Origin of the sequence: Streptococcus nasisuis, from assembly GCF_040836615.1 — a bacterium.
Lineage (GTDB): Bacteria > Bacillota > Bacilli > Lactobacillales > Streptococcaceae > Streptococcus > Streptococcus suis_V.
Map to the genome: position 1 here is coordinate 2,196,355 of NZ_CP162268.1, position 19,648 is coordinate 2,216,002.

General features: G+C 46.0%; 10 protein-coding genes, 10 tRNA genes, 3 rRNA genes and 1 pseudogene. 2 read left to right on the forward strand and 22 right to left on the reverse strand.

From position 1 onward, the window contains the following. Positions 1 to 178: 178 nt before the first annotated feature. The 3 genes from AB1F57_RS11105 to AB1F57_RS11115 form a co-directional block, all read right to left on the reverse strand. Positions 179 to 1,567, reverse strand: a complete 1,389-nt coding sequence (locus AB1F57_RS11105) for a dihydrolipoamide acetyltransferase (RefSeq protein WP_105137345.1) — start codon at positions 1,565 to 1,567, stop codon at positions 179 to 181. 141 nt (positions 1,568 to 1,708) lie between these two features. Further along, positions 1,709 to 2,704: an alpha-ketoacid dehydrogenase subunit beta gene (locus tag AB1F57_RS11110; RefSeq protein ID WP_105137288.1), complete on the reverse strand. Its 996-nt coding sequence runs from the start codon at positions 2,702 to 2,704 to the stop codon at positions 1,709 to 1,711. 362 nt (positions 2,705 to 3,066) lie between these two features. Further along, complete coding sequence (locus tag AB1F57_RS11115; RefSeq protein WP_367985750.1) at positions 3,067 to 4,035, reverse strand: thiamine pyrophosphate-dependent dehydrogenase E1 component subunit alpha; 969 nt, start codon at positions 4,033 to 4,035, stop codon at positions 3,067 to 3,069. A gap of 232 nt (positions 4,036 to 4,267) precedes the next feature. Between AB1F57_RS11115 and AB1F57_RS11120 the strand changes: the two genes are divergently transcribed. Beyond that, on the forward strand, positions 4,268 to 4,927 hold the full coding sequence (locus AB1F57_RS11120) for a TRIC cation channel family protein (RefSeq protein ID WP_105137287.1): 660 nt from the start codon (positions 4,268 to 4,270) through the stop codon (positions 4,925 to 4,927). Positions 4,928 to 4,947: 20 nt separating this feature from the next. Here AB1F57_RS11120 and AB1F57_RS11125 read toward each other — a convergent pair whose 3' ends face one another. The 5 genes from AB1F57_RS11125 to AB1F57_RS11145 all read right to left on the reverse strand — a co-directional run bounded on the left by AB1F57_RS11125 (position 4,948) and on the right by AB1F57_RS11145 (position 10,267). Next, complete coding sequence (locus tag AB1F57_RS11125) at positions 4,948 to 5,613, reverse strand: colicin lysis protein (RefSeq protein WP_367985751.1); 666 nt, start codon at positions 5,611 to 5,613, stop codon at positions 4,948 to 4,950. Positions 5,614 to 5,945: 332 nt separating this feature from the next. After that, positions 5,946 to 6,575 carry a copper homeostasis protein CutC gene (locus AB1F57_RS11130; protein WP_367985752.1) on the reverse strand — a complete coding sequence of 210 codons (630 nt, stop codon included), beginning with the start codon at positions 6,573 to 6,575 and terminating at the stop codon, positions 5,946 to 5,948. Between the two features lie 49 nt (positions 6,576 to 6,624). Further along, entirely contained in the window at positions 6,625 to 7,533 is a 909-nt protein-coding gene (locus tag AB1F57_RS11135) for a DMT family transporter (RefSeq protein WP_170239395.1), read from the reverse strand. 69 nt (positions 7,534 to 7,602) lie between these two features. After that, positions 7,603 to 9,078, reverse strand: coding sequence for a UDP-glucose--hexose-1-phosphate uridylyltransferase (galT, locus tag AB1F57_RS11140; RefSeq protein WP_367985753.1), 1,476 nt, complete (start codon positions 9,076 to 9,078; stop codon positions 7,603 to 7,605). A 25-nt stretch (positions 9,079 to 9,103) separates the two neighbouring features. Beyond that, positions 9,104 to 10,267, reverse strand: a complete 1,164-nt coding sequence (locus AB1F57_RS11145) for a galactokinase (RefSeq protein ID WP_105160106.1) — start codon at positions 10,265 to 10,267, stop codon at positions 9,104 to 9,106. Positions 10,268 to 10,396: 129 nt separating this feature from the next. On the opposite strand from AB1F57_RS11145, the gene AB1F57_RS11150 reads away from it, so the two are divergent. Further along, a complete protein-coding gene (locus tag AB1F57_RS11150; RefSeq protein WP_170239397.1) occupies positions 10,397 to 11,395 on the forward strand; it encodes a LacI family DNA-binding transcriptional regulator in 999 nt (332 codons plus the stop codon). A gap of 37 nt (positions 11,396 to 11,432) precedes the next feature. Here the strand turns inward: AB1F57_RS11150 and AB1F57_RS11155 are convergent. From AB1F57_RS11155 to AB1F57_RS11220, 14 genes and pseudogenes are all read right to left on the reverse strand, one after another. Beyond that, positions 11,433 to 12,714, reverse strand: a pseudogene (locus tag AB1F57_RS11155) (transposase). 283 nt (positions 12,715 to 12,997) lie between these two features. Beyond that, positions 12,998 to 13,071: transfer RNA gene (locus AB1F57_RS11160), tRNA-Pro, on the reverse strand. A 46-nt stretch (positions 13,072 to 13,117) separates the two neighbouring features. After that, positions 13,118 to 13,191, reverse strand: a tRNA-Arg gene (locus AB1F57_RS11165). A gap of 17 nt (positions 13,192 to 13,208) precedes the next feature. Beyond that, a tRNA-Leu gene (locus tag AB1F57_RS11170) sits at positions 13,209 to 13,292 on the reverse strand. A 7-nt stretch (positions 13,293 to 13,299) separates the two neighbouring features. Beyond that, positions 13,300 to 13,371 (reverse strand) — tRNA-Gly (locus AB1F57_RS11175). A 15-nt stretch (positions 13,372 to 13,386) separates the two neighbouring features. After that, positions 13,387 to 13,459, reverse strand: a tRNA-Thr gene (locus AB1F57_RS11180). A 15-nt stretch (positions 13,460 to 13,474) separates the two neighbouring features. After that, a tRNA-Leu gene (locus AB1F57_RS11185) sits at positions 13,475 to 13,556 on the reverse strand. A 3-nt stretch (positions 13,557 to 13,559) separates the two neighbouring features. Next, positions 13,560 to 13,632 (reverse strand) — tRNA-Lys (locus AB1F57_RS11190). Positions 13,633 to 13,701: 69 nt separating this feature from the next. Then, positions 13,702 to 13,774, reverse strand: a tRNA-Asp gene (locus tag AB1F57_RS11195). Positions 13,775 to 13,776: 2 nt separating this feature from the next. Then, positions 13,777 to 13,849: transfer RNA gene (locus AB1F57_RS11200), tRNA-Val, on the reverse strand. 142 nt (positions 13,850 to 13,991) lie between these two features. After that, a 5S ribosomal RNA gene (gene rrf / locus AB1F57_RS11205) occupies positions 13,992 to 14,107 on the reverse strand. 320 nt (positions 14,108 to 14,427) lie between these two features. Continuing rightward, positions 14,428 to 17,330, reverse strand: a 23S ribosomal RNA gene (locus AB1F57_RS11210). Between the two features lie 341 nt (positions 17,331 to 17,671). After that, a tRNA-Ala gene (locus tag AB1F57_RS11215) sits at positions 17,672 to 17,744 on the reverse strand. An 83-nt stretch (positions 17,745 to 17,827) separates the two neighbouring features. Then, positions 17,828 to 19,375, reverse strand: a 16S ribosomal RNA gene (locus tag AB1F57_RS11220). Together the 16S, 23S and 5S rRNA genes with 10 tRNA genes alongside form the textbook arrangement of a ribosomal RNA operon. Between the last annotated feature and the right edge of the window lie 273 nt (positions 19,376 to 19,648).

Below are 19,648 nucleotides of genomic sequence, written 5' to 3' on the forward strand. Positions count from 1 at the left end.
AATTATGATACAAAGAACGTCCAAATGCGACTGAATTTTGGTAGTCCAACGCAGGATGCTCACATCCAAGGCGGACTATCTAAATTCCGAGCATTTAGTTCGTGTTCAAATGTCACGAACCCGTTCTACATCCTTTCTTTGTTTTCTAATTCTCTAGTTTAAACCAATGGAGATCTTATCAGATCAACAATTCAAGTGGGTTTTCCAACAAGTTCTTGAGGTCAACCATGAATTTCGCGCCGTTCATACCATCAACAATACGGTGGTCAATGGTCAAGCAGAGTGCCATGATTGGACGGATTTTGATTTCACCGTCGATGACAACCGGTGTTTGAACCGTTGACGCCACACCAAGGATAGCAGAGTTTGGTTGGTTGATGATTGGGTTAAAGGTCTTAGTTCCAAACATACCCAAGTTTGTGATAGAGAATGTCGAACCAGACATTTCAGCACCCTTCAACTTACCAGATTGCGCTTTCTTGATGACATCTTTGGATGCAACCACAAATTCAGACAAGCTCATCTTATCTGCGCCGTGAACAACTGGTACAACCAGACCTTCATCCAAACCAACAGCGATACCAAGGTTAACGAACTTGTGCAATTCGATTTCTTGCGCATCGTTGATGAGAGACGCATTCATGTAACGGTGTTCTTCTTTCATAAGCGTACGAACAACTGCAAGACCGATCAAGTCCGTGAAGGTTACTTTAAGACCTGTCTTGTTCATGATTGGTTCAAGAACCTGCTTACGAAGTGCCATGAGGTTGGTCATGTCAATGTCGTAGTTCAACGTGAAGGTTGGTGCAGTCAAGTAAGAGTTAACCATACCTTTCGAAATAGCCTTACGCATTGGACTCATCTTGATGATTTCAACGCCTTCTGGCAATTCTTTGACTGATTTTTCTTCTGCTTTAGGACTAGCTGCTGCTTCAACCGCTGGAGCTGGTGCAACAAGGGCAAGAACGTCTTCTTTCTTGATCTTACCGTTGACACCTGTTCCTGTCACAGTTGTCAAATCAACACCCAGGTCAGCTGCAATACGAGCTGCAAGTGGAGTAGCCTTAGGAGCCGCACCCTTGAAGTCTTCAACGTCAGACTTGTGGACACGACCATTGGCACCCGTACCAGGTACTAAACCAAGGTCGATACCCAAATCACGCGCTAATTTACGAGCTGCTGGAGTTGCACGAACCTTACCACCACCTTGCGGTTTCGCAGCCACTGCTGGAGTTACAATAACCGGTGTACGGCTAGCAGGAACTTCTTCGATAGCTGCTGCTGGCTCAACCGCTGGAGCAGAGCTACCAGCCGCTTCCACTGTTTCACCTTCTGCACCGAGATAGGCAATGACTTCCGTTACCGGAACTGTCGCACCATTTCCATGCACAATTTTCAAGAGAACGCCTGACTCTTCAGCTTCCAATTCCATGCTGGTTTTATCAGACATCATTTCCAAGATGACGTCGCCTTCATTGACGAAATCGCCTTCCTGTTTTTTCCACTCGATGATTTCACCTTCTTGCATGTCCACACCGAGCTTAGGCATAATAATTTCAATTGCCATATTTAAGATACCAGGGCCCAACAGAGAGTGACTGGAAATGAGAAATTCCTAAAAATTCCTGATTTCCCAACTCTCCGGCCGGGTTCAATTCCTTTCTTTCAGTTTCTTACGTTTCATTCTTGTTTATAACAAGATTTTCTCTTAACCCTTGTTAACTTGTTTGTAGATTGCCGCTTTGATTTTCTCTACGTTTGGCAATACTGCATTCTCAAGAACGTTTGCGTAAGGAACTGGTACGTCGTCTGAAGCGATACGGATGATTGGTGCATCAAGGTAATCGAATGCTTCGCTTTCAGTGATGATTGATGCGATTTCACCGATGAAACCACCTGTCTTGTAGGCATCGTTGACCAAGATAACCTTACCAGTTTTCTTAACAGATTCAATAATCAATTCTTTATCCAATGGGATAAGGGTACGTGGGTCAACCACTTCAACGCTGATGCCTTCTGCAGCCACTTCATCAGCAGCTTGGATTGCACGCTCAAGCATACGTCCGTAGGAGATGATAGTCACATCTGTACCTTCGCGCTTGATGTCCCCTTTACCAAGTGGAATATAGAAATCTGGGTCCAAGTTAACTTCTTCTTTTTTACCGTAGAGAGCTTTTGGCTCCAAGAAGATAACTGGGTTGTTGTCAAGGATTGATGATTTCAAAAGACCTTTGGCATCGTTGGCTGTACCAGGTGCAACCACCTTGATACCTGGGATGTGAGTCAACCAAGCTTCAAGAGATTGTGAGTGCTGAGCGGCAGAACCGATACCAGAACCAGATGCCACACGGAAGGTTACAGGTGTTTTCAAACCACCACCAAACATGTAGTTGGTTTTAGCAGCTTGGTTAACAATCGCATCAAGGGCAATGGTTACGAAGTCCATGAAAGTCAAGTCAACGATTGGGCGGAGACCTGTTTGAGCCGCACCAACCGCAGAACCTGCAATCGCAGCCTCAGAGATAGGCGTGTCGCGAACGCGTTTTGGACCAAATTCGTCCAACATACCAACAGATGTACCGAAGTCACCGCCGTAGATACCGACGTCTTCACCCATCAAGAATACTTTTTCATCCTTACGCATTTCTTCGCTTTGAGCCAAGTTAATCGCTTCACGCAAGGCCATTACTTTTGTTTCAGTCATAATTTAAGATACCAAGACCGTACAGAAAGCAACATCTTTTAGGAGTTCACCGATGGATGTCTGGCATCCGAGAAGAACTATCTAAATTTCGAGCTTTCCGGTCAGGTTCAATTCCTTTCTTCTAATTGTTCAGAACTGTAAAATGATTGTATTATTATATCGCTAGAAAGATTATGTGGTAGGTAGCAGACCACCCTAGTAGCTGCCCTAGTTTGACTTACTTTTTAGAGCTTAGTCAAACTTCTTACATTAATCAATAGTGCTCGAGCTAAGGACTGTGCAAAAAAGATAAATCAGCAGAAAACCCCAATTTCCTTGGCTGATTTCCTATTTTTGCTGTGTCCTTTTAACGCCCTTATTACTTAATCCACAAATACGTCTTCGTAGGCGATTGAGATATCTGGATCTGGGCTTTCTTGTGCGAATTTCACAGCTGCCTCAACTTGTTCAGCAACTTGTGCTTCGATTGCATCCAATTCTTCGTCGGCAGCAATTTTGTTTTCAGTCAAATACTTGCGGTATTTCTTAAGCGGATCTTTTGCTTTCCACTCATTTACTTCTTCTTTTGTACGGTAAACACCAGCATCGGCTGTTGAGTGACCAAACCAACGATAAGATTCAACCTCAACCATGGCTGGACCGTTACCTGCACGAACATATTCGATAACTTCTTGCATTTTCTCGTAAACAGCAACCACATCGTTACCATCTTCGATATAGTGACCTGGCATACCATAAGCCGCTGCACGAAGGTAAAGGTGAGGAATCTTGGTTGAGTAAGAAATATCAGTTGAGATACCGTAGCGGTTGTTTGTGATAAAGAAGATAACTGGCAAATTCCAAACAGCTGCCAAGTTCATTGACTCATGGAAAGAACCTTCGTTAGTTGCTGAGTCACCTGAGAAGGCGATAACGATATTATCTGTACCAAGGTATTGTTGGGTCAAAGCCGCACCAACAGCCAGGGCATAACCACCACCTACGATACCGTTAGAACCGAAGTTCCCTTTTTCAACGTTGGCCAAGTGCATGGAACCACCACGGCCTTTAGATGTACCAGTTGCCTTACCAGCAAGCTCTGCCATCATACCATTGATATCAATACCTTTTGCAATAACGTGACCGTGACCACGGTGGTGAGAGAAGATAATATCTTGGTCTGTCAAGCTAGCAATCGGACCTACCGCTGCTGCTTCTTCACCAACTGAGAAGTGAGTCATACCTTGTACAAAGCCACGACGCACTAATTTGTTCAACTTCATGTCAACATCACGAATTTGCTGCATTTTCAAGAACATATCCAAATGTTGCTCTTTTGAAATAGATACCATAATTTCCTCCAAAGGTTTTTTCTCTTTCCTTACCATGATAGACCATTTTTTCACAAATGGCAAATTTTTGAACCGTTTTCCATTTTCTTGTAAACTTTCTGAAATCCTTGATTTCGTTCACTTTTTCACAAAAATGTCGACAAGGACACACCTGATAAAGTTCTTTTTATCACAAACTTTTTTCCCTTGAATTTCCAATTGTTTCTATGGTAAACTAGAGGTGGAGGTAGGTATGGATTTTGAGCTATTTCTTATCATTTGTAACTACATAGGGACAATCGCTTTTGCTGTTTCAGGCGCCATTAAAGGTTTCAGAAAAAAACTAGATATATTTGGAATTTCTCTACTCAGTCTGATGACAGCTGTGGGAGGTGGTATTATTCGAGATATCATGGCCAATCGTATTCCAACTGCTCTGACGGACCCTTCAGCCATCTACTTATCCGTTGTCGTGGCCATTCTACTCTATCTTTGCGCCATCCATATCCGACAGGATACACCTCTTGACAAGCCGGCCCTGATTCTCCTTGCCCAAACCAACCTCATCTTCGACTCGGTAGGTCTGGCGATTTTCGCCCTAATCGGGGCCAACACTGGCATAGAGTTACAGCTAAATGCTGTGACAACAGGTATTCTTGCGACCCTGACTGGAGTTGGTGGTGGTATTGTCCGAGACTTATTGGTCAATGAGACCCCTATTGTCCTTCGAGAGGACGTTTATGCTGTCTTGGCCCTATTTTCCGGTATAATTTACCATATCTGTGTGGTCAATTGGCAACTACCTCAAATTCCTACCTTTATTACTATATTTATCATCTCTTTGATTATCCGACTGCTAGTCATCAAATACAAAATCAATCTTCCCAACATGGATAGAAAACCAAAGGCCTGAGCATCAACTCAAGCCTTTTACTATTGTGCTTCTATCTGAATCCAGGTCAAACTGTTCAAATCAAAAACTGATGATTCTGCTTCTATCTCAGGAACAGGACCCAATCCCGGAATATGTTCGTCATATTGATAGAGCTTGGATTGACCAGCAACCTCATAAAGATAGCTACCATCTTGTAGGGGACGGAGAATGGCCTCCTCACCTATTTCAGGACCGATATGACGGAAACTGTCAACCAGGCGTAAGAGGTCCCCTCCACCATACAGAGTATAGAGGTCAATCAGCACATAACTATCTGATTTTTTGAGAGCAATGATCAAATCTTCAACCCCATCTTGGTTAAAATCATACAGGCTATAGAAAGCGCCAGCATAGATTTCCGGCTGATGAACCAAGACTAATTGGGTGCTGACCTGTTCGGGATTGATAGCTTCTGGTTGGGCAAGACTAGCTTGGTAATTTCCTATAACATCCTGATAAATTACTGGTAAGGAAAAACCTTGCTGAGCAGAAGACCCCGCCTCTTGCTCACTTGAACCAACCGATATCTCTTCTGATTCCGTTGGAGCAGAAGTTTGAGTAGACGTTTCTGTCTCAGTAGTAGTGGACTGCAAATCTGCTGGCTGACAAGCAGCTAGAAATGTCATAGCCCCCAAGAGCAGGCCAAGATATTTTACCCTCTTCATAGAAACCTCCAAATGTTCTTTCTGTTCTTAGTATAACAAATATTCTGAGGCTTGTATAGGATTTAGAGAGCCAGAACGAATAACCCCTGACTCTCATAACATTTCAATCAGCTTATCTGAAGTCAGTCACCCCTTTCAAACTAGCTCAATAGTAACAGCATTCTTTGTCTCCAATCTACAGATAGTTCAATGCTCATAGTTCTCGCTCCATCCCCGATAAAATATAAAAAAGAAAGAAAACACCCGACAAATGCCGGGCGCCTTCAGGAGATTATATGAAAAAGAATAAATAGAGTATACTGAAACTTCCTTAAAGAAAACTTAAAGTTTTCTTACCAAAACAATTTTGTTCCATGGACTTGGTCAATCGGTAGCTTGTTAACCAATTCTGGAACGTTATTCACCGTCAATCCACCACCAATAAGGATTTGGATTTTTCCCTTGGCATAAGTCACAATCTCGTTTAGCCAGTCAATGTTTTCCAAAGCACAACCAGACAGATTACCCCGCGTTAAAATCCGCGTCACACCGTGTGCTGCCAGCCAATCAATGGCCTCAAATTGTCTCCCGCGTGGTATTTGGTCAAAGGCCATGTGAAAAACAATTTCGCACCCTTCAGACATGGCCAATAATTTCTCCAAAGCGACCTCGTCCAGCCAATTTTCCTCGGTCAACAGACCATAAACCAGACCGTCCGAACCCAGTTTCTTGGCCACCTTGCAATCTTCTACCATCATGTCCACTTCCACCTCATCATAGCAGAAATTCCCGCCACGGGGGCGAATCATGGTCATGACCGCCGCATCATTTTCATGGGCCAGTTGACAGACGTAATCAATCACCGCATAGCTAGGTGTCGTTCCACCGACTGCCAAATTATCGCACAACTCCACTCGTTGCGCCCCTAAAGAAAGGGCACGCGCTACGTCAATATGGTTCTCCGAACAAAATTCTCTAAGCATCTTTTCTCCTTTGTAAGCCTTTTCTTTTAGTATAACAAAAAAGAGCATCTTAACCAATACTCTTTCTTGAAATCACTAAATCTTTCAGGGAAATCATTAGAACAGCCGCCAAAATCAGCACCATCCCCAAAAAATCAATGGAATAAAATTGTTCATTAACTAGCCAAACGGCAAAAAAGACCGATGCGACCGGCTCAATCGAAGCCAACAGACTGCCCTTGACCGGACCGACCATGCTGACGCCCTTGAGAAAGGCTGTATAGGCAAAAATGGTACCCACACCAACAATTCCCAATATACCCAAAAGACTGCCACCGTCCACGGGAAGGCTCTGCCCCCAGGTCCTAAAGGCAAGCACTGCCACCAAACCACCCATCAGCATGCCAATCCCAATGACCACCATACTTCCATATTGGCGAATATAGCGACTAGGCAGGATGATATAGAGGGCGTAAGTGAAGGCTGAGAAAATCCCCCATGCCAGACCAACCGGTGTCACCGCCAGCTTGTCCAATTGCCCATGTGTCGCAATCAGAAATGTACCTACTACAGCAAGAGCAATCGACATCAATTCAACCGCTGTCGGCTTTTGTCGGTCCCGCAGACAGGTATAACCCAAGACCAAAATAGGACAGAGGTATTGCAAAACCGTTGCCGTACCGGCATTTGTATAGTAAATGGCTTGTAGATAAGCGATTTGATTGAGCACCAAGCCCAGCATGGCAAAAAGGAAAATCCCAAGCAGGGCCTTTTTATTTTTCAAAACAGCCATCAACTGGTCCCTACTGGTCAAATAGGCCACGCCCAACAGAACCACACCCGAAATCACCAAACGTAGGGTCGTAATCATCTCAACCGTCACCCCACGCGTCATCAAATATTGCCCACTGACTCCCGACAAACCCCAAGCAATACCTGCCACAAGTGTAATGACAGTCCCTATTTTTGAATTTTTCATATCCACTCCTTTGATAACTTTTACTATTATAACAAAAAGAGCAGGCGTCTGCCTACCCTTCGAAAGTTATTATACAACCCCCACAAACTCGACAAATCTTCTAAAGGCAGCTTGGCCTTCTGGTGTGCGTTTGTAGACGCCGGCATCTTCAAGTACACGGGCAAAGATTTGTCCCACGGACGTGCGGACAATCTCTTGGACATTTTCAGCGGTAATTGAGCTGTGAGCGGCCTTCAAGCGGTCTGCCCAGTCTTGGTGATAGGCTGCCACTTGACTGTCCTGCCCCAGCAGGAATTTCTCCACCTCGGCCAACTCCGCCTTAAGGCGTGGTGGCAAGATGGCCAAGCCCATGACTTCAATCAAGCCGATATTTTCTTTCTTGATATGCTGAACATCTGGATGGGGATGGTAAATACCGTCTGGAAATTCCTCCGAAGTCTGATTGTCGCGGAGGACCAAGTCCAGCTCATAACGACCGTCACGCTTACGCACGATTGGTGTAATGGTATGATGCGGTACTCCATTCGTCTCAGCCTTAATTCCAACCAGGTCATCTGAGTAGCTCCGCCATTTTTCCAAAATCTTAGTCGCCAAACCAAGCAGCGCCGTCCGATCGCTGGAGGTCAAACGGATGACCGACATGGGCCACTTGACAAGTCCAGCCTGTACGCCTTCAAAGCCTGCAAACGTCAGCTCCTGCTCAATCGGCGCCTCATCCATAGGGAAGATATGGCGACCGCCCTGATAGTGGTTATGGGTCAAGATAGAGCCGCCTGAAATCGGCAAATCCGAGTTGGAACCGACGAAATAGCCCGGCAAAAGGTCAATCAAATCCAAGAGTTGCTCAAAGGTCTGTGGCGTAATGGCCATTGGCACATGCTCAGCATTGAGGAAAATGGCATGCTCATTAAAATAAGCATAGGGCGAATACTGAAAGCCCCAGTTCTCCTGCCCCAACTGAAGACGAATAATCCGGTGATTGGCACGAGCAGGATGATTGATCCGCCCCTGATAGCCCTCATTTTCCATACAGAGCAGGCATTTAGGATAATTACTTGCTTCTGCTAATTTGGCCGCCGCAATGGCTTTCTGATCCTTCTCTGGTTTGGACAAGTTGATGGTGATTTCCAGATTGCCATAATCTGTCGGTACTTGGTAATAGATATTTTTGGCAACAGCTGCTAGCTTGATATAATCATTGCGCTTGCTGAGGTCATAGAAATCCGCAATAGCCTGCTCCGGACTATTTTCATAGGTCGCCCAAAATTGACGGTTGACCTGACTAGGAGCCGGTGTCACCAAGTCCATCAGACTAGCCCCAACCATGTCCTGCTCCTCCAAGAGTTCCCCAACTTGACCAGCCTCAAGAGCCGATGCCAACAAGGCATCTTTGAGGGCAATCATATCCGTCAGCTCCGTCTCAATGTCCAAGACCTGCTCGCCAACCAAAGCCAAAACCCGATTGCGCAGATAGAGATGGTCCATCTCCTCAAAGTCACTATGAACAATCGCTTGCTCCACAAATGTATCTACCAGATTTGCCATCGTCTCTCCTTCATCATTTCACATCTTACAAAACGGTTGAACCGCCAGCAATTTCCGCCACATAAAAGCTAGGTGCATAGCCAACCACTTCTGTGTAGGTCTTACCAACATTTTCCTTAAAGGCCTCTACCTTATCCTTGTGGACAATGGCAATGCCACAGCCACCAAATCCTGCTCCCGTCATCCTCGCCCCGAGAACGCCCTCTTGTTGCCAAGCAGTGTGGGCCAACGTATCCAATTCCAGACCGGTCACTTCATAATCATGCTCCAAGGACACATGTGAGGCATTGACCAGACGACCGAATTTTGCCAAATCACCAGCTTCAAGCGCTGCCCGAGCCTGCAAGGTCCGTTGATTTTCCAGAACGGCATGGCGCGCCCGTTTGAGACGGTTTTCGTCCTTAATCAAGTAAGCATATTCGTCGAAAGTCCATTCGTCCAACTCACCCAAGGTCTCGATAGAGAGGACAGAATTGAGCTCTTCCACCGCTTTTTCACATTCCGCACGGCGCTCATTGTACTTAGAATCTGCCAATTCACGACGCTTGTTGGTATTCATGATAACAATGACATGGTCGCCCAAATCCAGCGGCACCAAGTCATATTCCAACGTATTGGTATCTAGGTAAATCGCCTTATTGTCCGCACCCATACCGATAGCAAATTGGTCCATGATTCCTGAATTAACCCCGATGAACTGATTTTCCGTCAATTTTCCGATTTTAACCAAATCAAGGCGAGTCAAGTCTAACTTGTATAGCTCCTCTGCAATAATCCCAATCAGCAGTTCCAAAGAGGCTGATGAGGACAGGCCAGACCCATTTGGAATATTGCCATAGATATAGACGTCCATACCCGAGTCAATCGTATGTCCGGCCTCCTGCAAGAACTTGAGTACGCCCTTGGCGTAGTTGGTCCAGTTATGGGCCTTGTCGTAAACTAAATTGCCCAAATCCACCTCAATAATGCCCAATTCCTCAAAATTGGCAGAGTAAAAGCGCAGGACTTGGTCATCACGCTTGCGGGCTGCACCATAGGTCCCCAAAGTAATGGCAGCTGGGAAAACATGACCGCCGTTGTAGTCCGTGTGCTCACCAATCAGGTTAATTCGACCTGGCGAGAAGAATGCCGCGTCCGCTTCTTGACCAAATACATCCTGAAAGGCTTGTGTGATTTGTTCCTTGTTCATAAGAACCTCCTTGAATTGTAATCGATTTCTTTTATTTTATATCTAAAAAAAGACCTTGTCAAGAATTTACTAAAAATTTACTAATCTTTTCTATTATGCTATAATCAAAGAAAAAGAAAGGGGAAAGCCATGGTCACTATCAAAGAAATTGCAGTTAGAGCACAGCTCTCATCCGCCACTATTTCCAGAGTACTCAATGGAGATAACAGCCTATCCGTCAGTCCAGAAACTCGCGAACGCATCCTAGACTTGGCTCAAGAAATGGGCTATACCAAACATTTAAAAAAGCAGGCGCCCCAACAAAAAGGCACCATCGGACTTGTCCAATGGTACACAGAAAGCGAGGAATTGGCTGACCTCTACTATTACTCTATCCGTGTCAGCATCGAGCGCGAGGCTAGCCGACTGGGCTATCAGCTCATCCTCTCCTTCAACGACCTGAGCAATCCGCTCCTGGCCGAGGTTGACGGCATCATCGCAGTGGGCAAATTTTCTTCTGGGCAAATAGCAGAGCTGACCAGCTTGTCTCCTCATCTGGTCTTTGTGGACAGTGATACTCTGACCGAAGGGTTCTCCTGTGTAACCACTGATTTTAACCACTCGGTTCAAACCGTCATCAATCATTTTCGCAGTCAAGGTATCGCTGACATCGGACTGCTAGTCGGGCAGGAAAAGACCTCCGACGGACAAGACCTGCCTGCCGACCCCCGCTTGTTCAGCTATCGTGACTATCTGTCCACCTTGGGTATCTACAAAGAAAATTACTGCTATATCGGTAAATTTTCCACCCAGTCAGGCTACGAACTGATGACCCGTGCAATCCAAGAATTGGGCGACGACCTGCCACCAGCCTTCTTCATGGCCAACGATACGCTGGCTGTCGGTGCTTTGCGAGCCCTACAAGAACGGCAAATTGAGGTTCCTGATCGTGTTCAAATCATCACCTTCAACGACACCGCCATCACTCGTCAAGTCTATCCGGCACTCTCCTCTATCAGCGTTTTCACGGAGGAAATGGGCCTTGAAGCTATGCAACTCTTGGACCGCATCATTGCAAATCCAAACACCCACCACCCACGAAAAATCAAACTCAGAACGACATTGACCATTAGAGAAAGTTCATATTAAAAAGGCTCTTTGTCAACAGCTATAGGTGGGCGAAAAGCTATATTCTCGAGAGGATCAGTTTGGTCTTCTCTTTTTTGATGTTTACTGCCATCAAAATCCGTTTCATAAAGTTTTCATCTTTCTGAAGCCAAAGGCATTTCACTTAATGACCTTGATGAGATTATTAGTTGCCTCAAGTTTTGCGTTTGAATAGGGCAGTTCGAAGGTATTGATAATCTTATCTTTATCTTTCAAAAAGGTCTTAAAAACTGTTTGAAAGATAGGGTGTACGCTGGAAATCGTTTCTTCGATGAGCCCAAAGAAACGGTCTGAGTTCCTCTCTTAGAAATGAAAGAGGAGTAACTGATAGAGTTCGTAGTGCTGTCTTAGCTCATCTGAGTAGGAAAGCAGCTTCTCTAAAATTTCCTTGTTGGTCAAGTGCACACGAAAAGTCGTACGATATAAGCGTTTAACATTGAGTTTGCGACTGTCTTGTTGTATCAGTTCCCAGTAGCGTATCAGGGAACGATATTCATGTGATTGACGGTCCAATTGGTTCATAATTTGGATGCGAACGCGGTTCATAACACGGCTAAGGTGCTGCACAATATGAAAGCAATCAAGAACGATTTTGGCATACGGGAGTGAAATAGTCTGGGAGACTATTTCAGCCTGAGCTTGGAAATTAGAAAGCGAAGGGTTTAGACAGCTGATAACATGGGCTAAACACGTCAATAGTGATGACTTTGACGCGATTTCTAGCTTGTCTGGAATAGCGCAAGAAATGATTTCTGATTGTGGCTTGTGTGTGTCCGTCCAGGATTGTGATGACCTTTAGCGAGTCAAAATCCTGAGCGATGAAACTCATTTTCCCTTTCTTGAAGCCAGCTCATATTTTCAGGAAGCCAACTCCAATCCGTTTTAAATTGGAACTCATTTAGCTTGCGAATGACGGTTGAGGTAGAGACGGCAAGACGCTTAGCGATGTCGGTCATAGACTGTTTTTCAATGAGCAATTGGGCGATTTTCTGGTGAACAATGATTGAGATTTGGTGTTTTTCTTGACCAGAGAGGTTTCTGCGACAGCCATTTTTCCGCAATTTTTACAGCGGAAACGGCGCTTTTCAAACGGATGAGAATTTTATAGCCTGCACACTCCAGATAAGGGATTTTAGAGGCTTTCTGGAAGTCGTATTTGGTCATTTGACTGTAACAATTGTGGTATTTAGGCGCTGGATAGTCCAAATGACCATGAAGCTCTTTGTGCGTTCCATATCGTATTCATTAGTGATAATAATATTTTTGTCTTTTATTCCGAGAAAATTTGTGATACTATCCACGCTTTACTATTTCTTGGCTCGGAGATAAACAGTCACTTCCCTGACTGTTTATCTATTCCATATGATTCTTTCTAATGATGATTTTGTCGCTTTTCATTATAGGTCATATGGGACTTTTTTTCTACACTATCATCTCCAGAGGGAATTTACCCACTACAGTCTTATAGAGCCTTAAAAAACACAGAGTACCCTAAACAAGTACTCCTTGCTTCTTAGTCTCAATAAATTTTATGAACAGTAAAAGAAAAAAGAATGCCCAATGAGCACTCTTTGATTTCTAACATCGGGAAGACAGGATTCGAACCTGCGACACCTTGGTCCCAAACCAAGTACTCTACCAAGCTGAGCTACTTCCCGTTATCACTAAAAATAAAGCTCCCCTAATGAAGCATTAAGCGAGTCATGCACCCTAGAGGATTCGAACCTCTAACCGCCTGATTCGTAGTCAGGTACTCTATCCAGTTGAGCTAAGGGTGCTTCCTATAATACGGCCATGCCGAGGACCGGAATCGAACCGGTACGATGTTGCCATCGCAGGATTTTAAGTCCTGTGCGTCTGCCTGTTCCGCCACCCCGGCCTCTCAAAGCGAACGACGGGATTCGAACCCGCGACCCCCACCTTGGCAAGGTGGTGTTCTACCACTGAACTACGTTCGCAACCTATTCAGTTAATGCCGGCTACATGACTTGAACACGCGACCCTCTGATTACAAATCAGATGCTCTACCAACTGAGCTAAGCCGGCTTACTATTATTCTTATGCGGGTTAAGGGACTTGAACCCCCACGCCCGAAAGCGCCAGATCCTAAATCTGGTGCGTCTGCCAATTCCGCCAAACCCGCATATGACTCGTGCTGGGCTCGAACCAGCGACCCATTGATTAAAAGTCAATTGCTCTACCAACTGAGCTAACGAGTCTCAAAATATGACACAAACTACGTTTGTTTTATTTCCAACTTTTAACAGCCTATTCATGGGATGTTAAAACGGTCCCGACGGGAATCGAACCCGCGATCTTCGCCGTGACAGGGCGACGTGATAACCGCTACACTACGGGACCTATGGGAGTTAACGGGATCGAACCGCTGACCCTCTGCTTGTAAGGCAGATGCTCTCCCAGCTGAGCTAAACTCCCCTTCTGGTCATTTAACTCAACGGTCGAGCATCTGTAGTGTGGAAAGCTACGCTTTCCTCATCCACAACCTGAAACAATCACTAGATTGTTTCAGCTCTCCCAGTGAGCTAAACTCCCAAATGGAATCATCTGATTCCTATGCGCTAAGCGACTACCGTATCTAACAGGGGGCAACCCCCAACTACTTCAGGCGTTCTAGGGCTTAACTGCTGTGTTCGGCATGGGTACAGGTGTATCTCCTAGGCTATCGTCACTTAACTACTGTTGAATGGAATTGTACTCGGACTAAAATCCTAGTGAAAAAGATAAACTTCCTAGAGTCTGCAGACTCTGCGTCAGTTTCCTATTTTCTTACGGATTTCGTAACGCCCTCGTTACTTCACTTTATCCACTCAAAATTGAATATCTATATTCTAACAAGAAACAACCACGCTGTCAATATTGACTTCGTTGAATTTTACTGTAATTGTATTCGAACTAAAAAGCTAGTGATTTAGATAAATCCACTTGAAGTCTATCCGACTTCCGCGTTGATTTCCTAAAACCATACGCTTTTCTTAACGTCCTCATTACTTACTTTGGATAAGTCCTCGAGCGATTAGTATTGGTCCGCTACATGTGTCGCCACACTTCCACTTCCAACCTATCTACCTGATCTTCTCTCAGGGCTCTTACTGACATAAAGTCATGGGAAATCTCATCTTGAGGTGGGTTTCACACTTAGATGCTTTCAGCGTTTATCCCTTCCCTACATAGCTACCCAGCGATGCCTCTGGCGAGACAACTGGTACACCAGCGGTAAGTCCACTCTGGTCCTCTCGTACTAGGAGCAGATCCTCTCAAATTTCCTACGCCCGCGACGGATAGGGACCGAACTGTCTCACGACGTTCTGAACCCAGCTCGCGTGCCGCTTTAATGGGCGAACAGCCCAACCCTTGGGACCGACTACAGCCCCAGGATGCGACGAGCCGACATCGAGGTGCCAAACCTCCCCGTCGATGTGAACTCTTGGGGGAGATAAGCCTGTTATCCCCAGGGTAGCTTTTATCCGTTGAGCGATGGCCCTTCCATACGGAACCACCGGATCACTAAGCCCGACTTTCGTCCCTGCTCGAGTTGTAGCTCTCGCAGTCAAGCTCCCTTATACCTTTACACTCTGCGAATGATTTCCAACCATTCTGAGGGAACCTTTGGGCGCCTCCGTTACCTTTTAGGAGGCGACCGCCCCAGTCAAACTGCCCGTCAGACACTGTCTCCGATAGGGATAACCTATCCGGGTTAGAGTAGCCATAACACAAGGGTAGTATCCCAACAGCGCCTCCTCCGAAACTGGCGTTCCGGTATCATAGGCTCCTACCTATCCTGTACATGTGGTACAGATACTCAATATCAAACTGCAGTAAAGCTCCATGGGGTCTTTCCGTCCTGTCGCGGGTAACCTGCATCTTCACAGGTACTAAAATTTCACCGAGTCTCTCGTTGAGACAGTGCCCAAATCATTACGCCTTTCGTGCGGGTCGGAACTTACCCGACAAGGAATTTCGCTACCTTAGGACCGTTATAGTTACGGCCGCCGTTTACTGGGGCTTCAATTCAGATCTTCGCTTACGCTAAACCCTCCTCTTAACCTTCCAGCACCGGGCAGGCGTCACCCCCTATACATCATCTTATGATTTAGCAGAGAGCTGTGTTTTTGATAAACAGTTGCTTGGGCCTATTCACTGCGGCTGCCTTTAAGACAGCACCCCTTCTCCCGAAGTTACGGGGTCATTTTGCCGAGTTCCTTAACGAGAGTTCTCTCGCTCACCTGAGGCTACTCGCCTCGACTACCTGTGTCGGTTTGCGGTACGGGTAGAGTATGATACAACGCTAGAAGATTTTCTCGGCAGTGTGACGTCACTAACTTCGCTACTAAACTTCGCTCCCCATCACAGCTCAATGTTACAGATACAAGCATTTGACTCATATCACACCTCACTGCTTAGACGGGCACTTCCAATCGCCCGCTTTAGTTAGCCTACTGCGTCCCTCCATCACTTCATACTCTAGTACAGGAATATCAACCTGTTGTCCATCGGATACACCTTTCGGTCTCTCCTTAGGTCCCGACTAACCCAGGGCGGACGAGCCTTCCCCTGGAAACCTTAGTCTTACGGTGGATGGGATTCTCACCCATCTTGCGCTACTCATACCGGCATTCTCACTTCTATACGCTCCAGCGCTCCTCACGGTACACCTTCATCGCCTATAGAACGCTCTCCTACCATACCACATTGTGGTATCCACAGCTTCGGTAATATGTTTTAGCCCCGGTACATTTTCGGCGCAGGGTCACTCGACTAGTGAGCTATTACGCACTCTTTGAATGAATAGCTGCTTCTAAGCTAACATCCTAGTTGTCTGTGCAACCCCACATCCTTTTCCACTTAACATATATTTTGGGACCTTAGCTGGTGGTCTGGGCTGTTTCCCTTTCGACTACGGATCTTAGCACTCGCAGTCTGACTGCCGACCATAAATCATTGGCATTCGGAGTTTATCTGAAATCAGTAAACCGAGATGGCCCCCTCATCCAAACAGTGCTCTACCTCCAAGATTCTTAATGTCGACGCTAGCCCTAAAGCTATTTCGGAGAGAACCAGCTATCTCCAAGTTCGTTTGGAATTTCTCCGCTACCCACAAGTCATCCAAGCACTTTTCAACGTGCCCTGGTTCGGTCCTCCAGTGCGTCTTACCGCACCTTCAACCTGCTCATGGGTAGGTCACATGGTTTCGGGTCTACGTCATAATACTAATCCGCCCTATTAAGACTCGGTTTCCCTACGGCTCCGTCTCTTCAACTTAACCTCGCATCATAACGTAACTCGCCGGTTCATTCTACAAAAGGCACGCTCTCACCCATTAACGGGCTCGAACTTGTTGTAGGCACACGGTTTCAGGTTCTATTTCACTCCCCTTCCGGGGTGCTTTTCACCTTTCCCTCACGGTACTGGTTCACTATCGGTCACTAGAGAGTATTTAGGGTTGGGAGATGGTCCTCCCAGATTCCGACGAGATTTCGCGTGTCTCGCCGTACTCAGGATACTGCTAGGTATAAAGACTATTTCAAATACGAGGCTATTACTCTCTTTGGCCTACCTTCCCAGGTAGTTCTTCTATACTCTTTAAGTCCACATTGCAGTCCTACAACCCCGAAGAGTAAACTCTTCGGTTTGCCCTCCTGCCGTTTCGCTCGCCGCTACTAAGGCAATCGCTTTTGCTTTCTCTTCCTGCAGCTACTTAGATGTTTCAGTTCACTGCGTCTTCCTCTACACTACCTTAACAGTAGTGAGTGACAGGCATCAACCTGCCGGGTTCCCCCATTCGGACATCTCTGGATCTACGCTCACTTACAGCTCCCCAAAGCATTTCGTCGTTTGTCACGTCCTTCATCGGCTTCTAGTGCCAAGGCATCCACCGTGCGCCCTTATTAACTTAACCTTATTAACCTAATTTTTTCAAAAATTAGAAATTGTACTCAGACTAGAAAACTAGTGATTTAGATAAATCCTCTTGTAGTCCTAAGACTACTGCGATGATTTCCTAAAATCATACGTTTTCTTTAACGTCTTCGTAACTTAATTAAACTCATTAAATATTCACAGCGTTTCGGTTTATTTTCTTGTTACTATTTCTATATGTACTTTCATACATAAAGGAATGTTTGATAGATATTCAATTTTCAATGGACAAGTTTAGGATAGGAACGACGGTCGCTTCTACAGAAGTTAGTCGTGAATTCAACTTCACTGTTATTCAGTTTTGTAGGATTTCTATCCTAATGGAGCCTAGCGGGATCGAACCGCTGACCTCCTGCGTGCAAAGCAGGCGCTCTCCCAGCTGAGCTAAGGCCCCGTACACTTTATGTGTCTTGGGTAGGTTTTTAACAAAACCTCTCAAAATTAAAGAAGACTAACGTACAGGTTCCTTATCCTTAGAAAGGAGGTGATCCAGCCGCACCTTCCGATACGGCTACCTTGTTACGACTTCACCCCAATCATCTATCCCACCTTAGGCGGCTGGCTCCAAATGGTTACCTCACCGACTTCGGGTGTTACAAACTCTCGTGGTGTGACGGGCGGTGTGTACAAGGCCCGGGAACGTATTCACCGCGGCGTGCTGATCCGCGATTACTAGCGATTCCGACTTCATGTAGGCGAGTTGCAGCCTACAATCCGAACTGAGACTGGCTTTAAGAGATTAGCTTGCCGTCACCGACTTGCGACTCGTTGTACCAGCCATTGTAGCACGTGTGTAGCCCAGGTCATAAGGGGCATGATGATTTGACGTCATCCCCACCTTCCTCCGGTTTATTACCGGCAGTCTCGCTAGAGTGCCCAACTTAATGATGGCAACTAACAATAGGGGTTGCGCTCGTTGCGGGACTTAACCCAACATCTCACGACACGAGCTGACGACAACCATGCACCACCTGTCACCAGTGTTCCGAAGAAAAATCCTATCTCTAGGACGGTCACTGGGATGTCAAGACCTGGTAAGGTTCTTCGCGTTGCTTCGAATTAAACCACATGCTCCACCGCTTGTGCGGGCCCCCGTCAATTCCTTTGAGTTTCAACCTTGCGGTCGTACTCCCCAGGCGGAGTGCTTAATGCGTTAGCTGCGGCACTGAGTCCCGGAAAGGACCCAACGCCTAGCACTCATCGTTTACGGCGTGGACTACCAGGGTATCTAATCCTGTTCGCTCCCCACGCTTTCGAGCCTCAGCGTCAGTTACAGACCAGAGAGCCGCTTTCGCCACCGGTGTTCCTCCATATATCTACGCATTTCACCGCTACACATGGAATTCCACTCTCCCCTTCTGCACTCAAGTTTGACAGTTTCCAAAGCGTACTATGGTTAAGCCACAGCCTTTTACTTCAGACTTATCAAACCGCCTGCGCTCGCTTTACGCCCAATAAATCCGGACAACGCTCGGGACCTACGTATTACCGCGGCTGCTGGCACGTAGTTAGCCGTCCCTTTCTGGTAAGATACCGTCAAGTGAGAAACTTTCCACTCTTCTCACAGTTCTTCTCTTACAACAGAGCTTTATGATCCGAAAACCTTCTTCACTCACGCGGCGTTGCTCGGTCAGGGTTGCCCCCATTGCCGAAGATTCCCTACTGCTGCCTCCCGTAGGAGTCTGGGCCGTGTCTCAGTCCCAGTGTGGCCGATCACCCTCTCAGGTCGGCTATGTATCGTTGCCTTGGTGGGCCATTACCCCACCAACTAGCTAATACAACGCAGGTCCATCTCATAGTGAAGCAGTTGCTCCTTTCAAGCATCTACCATGCGGTAAATACTGTTATGCGGTATTAGCTATCGTTTCCAATAGTTATCCCCCGCTATGAGGCAGGTTACCTACGCGTTACTCACCCGTTCGCAACTCATCCGGAAGAAGCAAGCTCCCTCCTTCAGCGTTCTACTTGCATGTATTAGGCACGCCGCCAGCGTTCGTCCTGAGCCAGGATCAAACTCTCATTAAAATTAGTTTGTCCGACTAAGCACTCTGGCTTATCCGTTTATTGTTTTTTTGTCATTGACGATTTATATTTCTATAAATCACCCTGCACGTTTGGTTCGTCTTCTTTAATTTTCAAAGGTCTTGTCGTCTATCGCGACAACTATATCAGTATATCACATCCACGATTTCCTGTCAACTGCTTTTTGAAACTTTTTTTCGTTTCTCCTGCATCAATAGTCCCGCGCGAGACAACTTCATTATTCTATCATCTATTACGAATACTGTCAATAACTTT

Coding starts and splice junctions, on each gene's coding strand:
- AB1F57_RS11105 (WP_105137345.1), bottom strand. CDS start 1,567: ATGGCAATTGAAATTATTATGCCTAAGCTCGGTGTGGACATGCAAGAA.
- AB1F57_RS11110 (WP_105137288.1), bottom strand. CDS start 2,704: ATGACTGAAACAAAAGTAATGGCCTTGCGTGAAGCGATTAACTTGGCT.
- AB1F57_RS11115 (WP_367985750.1), bottom strand. CDS start 4,035: ATGGTATCTATTTCAAAAGAGCAACATTTGGATATGTTCTTGAAAATG.
- AB1F57_RS11120 (WP_105137287.1), top strand. CDS start 4,268: ATGGATTTTGAGCTATTTCTTATCATTTGTAACTACATAGGGACAATC.
- AB1F57_RS11125 (WP_367985751.1), bottom strand. CDS start 5,613: ATGAAGAGGGTAAAATATCTTGGCCTGCTCTTGGGGGCTATGACATTT.
- AB1F57_RS11130 (WP_367985752.1), bottom strand. CDS start 6,575: ATGCTTAGAGAATTTTGTTCGGAGAACCATATTGACGTAGCGCGTGCC.
- AB1F57_RS11135 (WP_170239395.1), bottom strand. CDS start 7,533: ATGAAAAATTCAAAAATAGGGACTGTCATTACACTTGTGGCAGGTATT.
- galT (WP_367985753.1), bottom strand. CDS start 9,078: ATGGCAAATCTGGTAGATACATTTGTGGAGCAAGCGATTGTTCATAGT.
- AB1F57_RS11145 (WP_105160106.1), bottom strand. CDS start 10,267: ATGAACAAGGAACAAATCACACAAGCCTTTCAGGATGTATTTGGTCAA.
- AB1F57_RS11150 (WP_170239397.1), top strand. CDS start 10,397: ATGGTCACTATCAAAGAAATTGCAGTTAGAGCACAGCTCTCATCCGCC.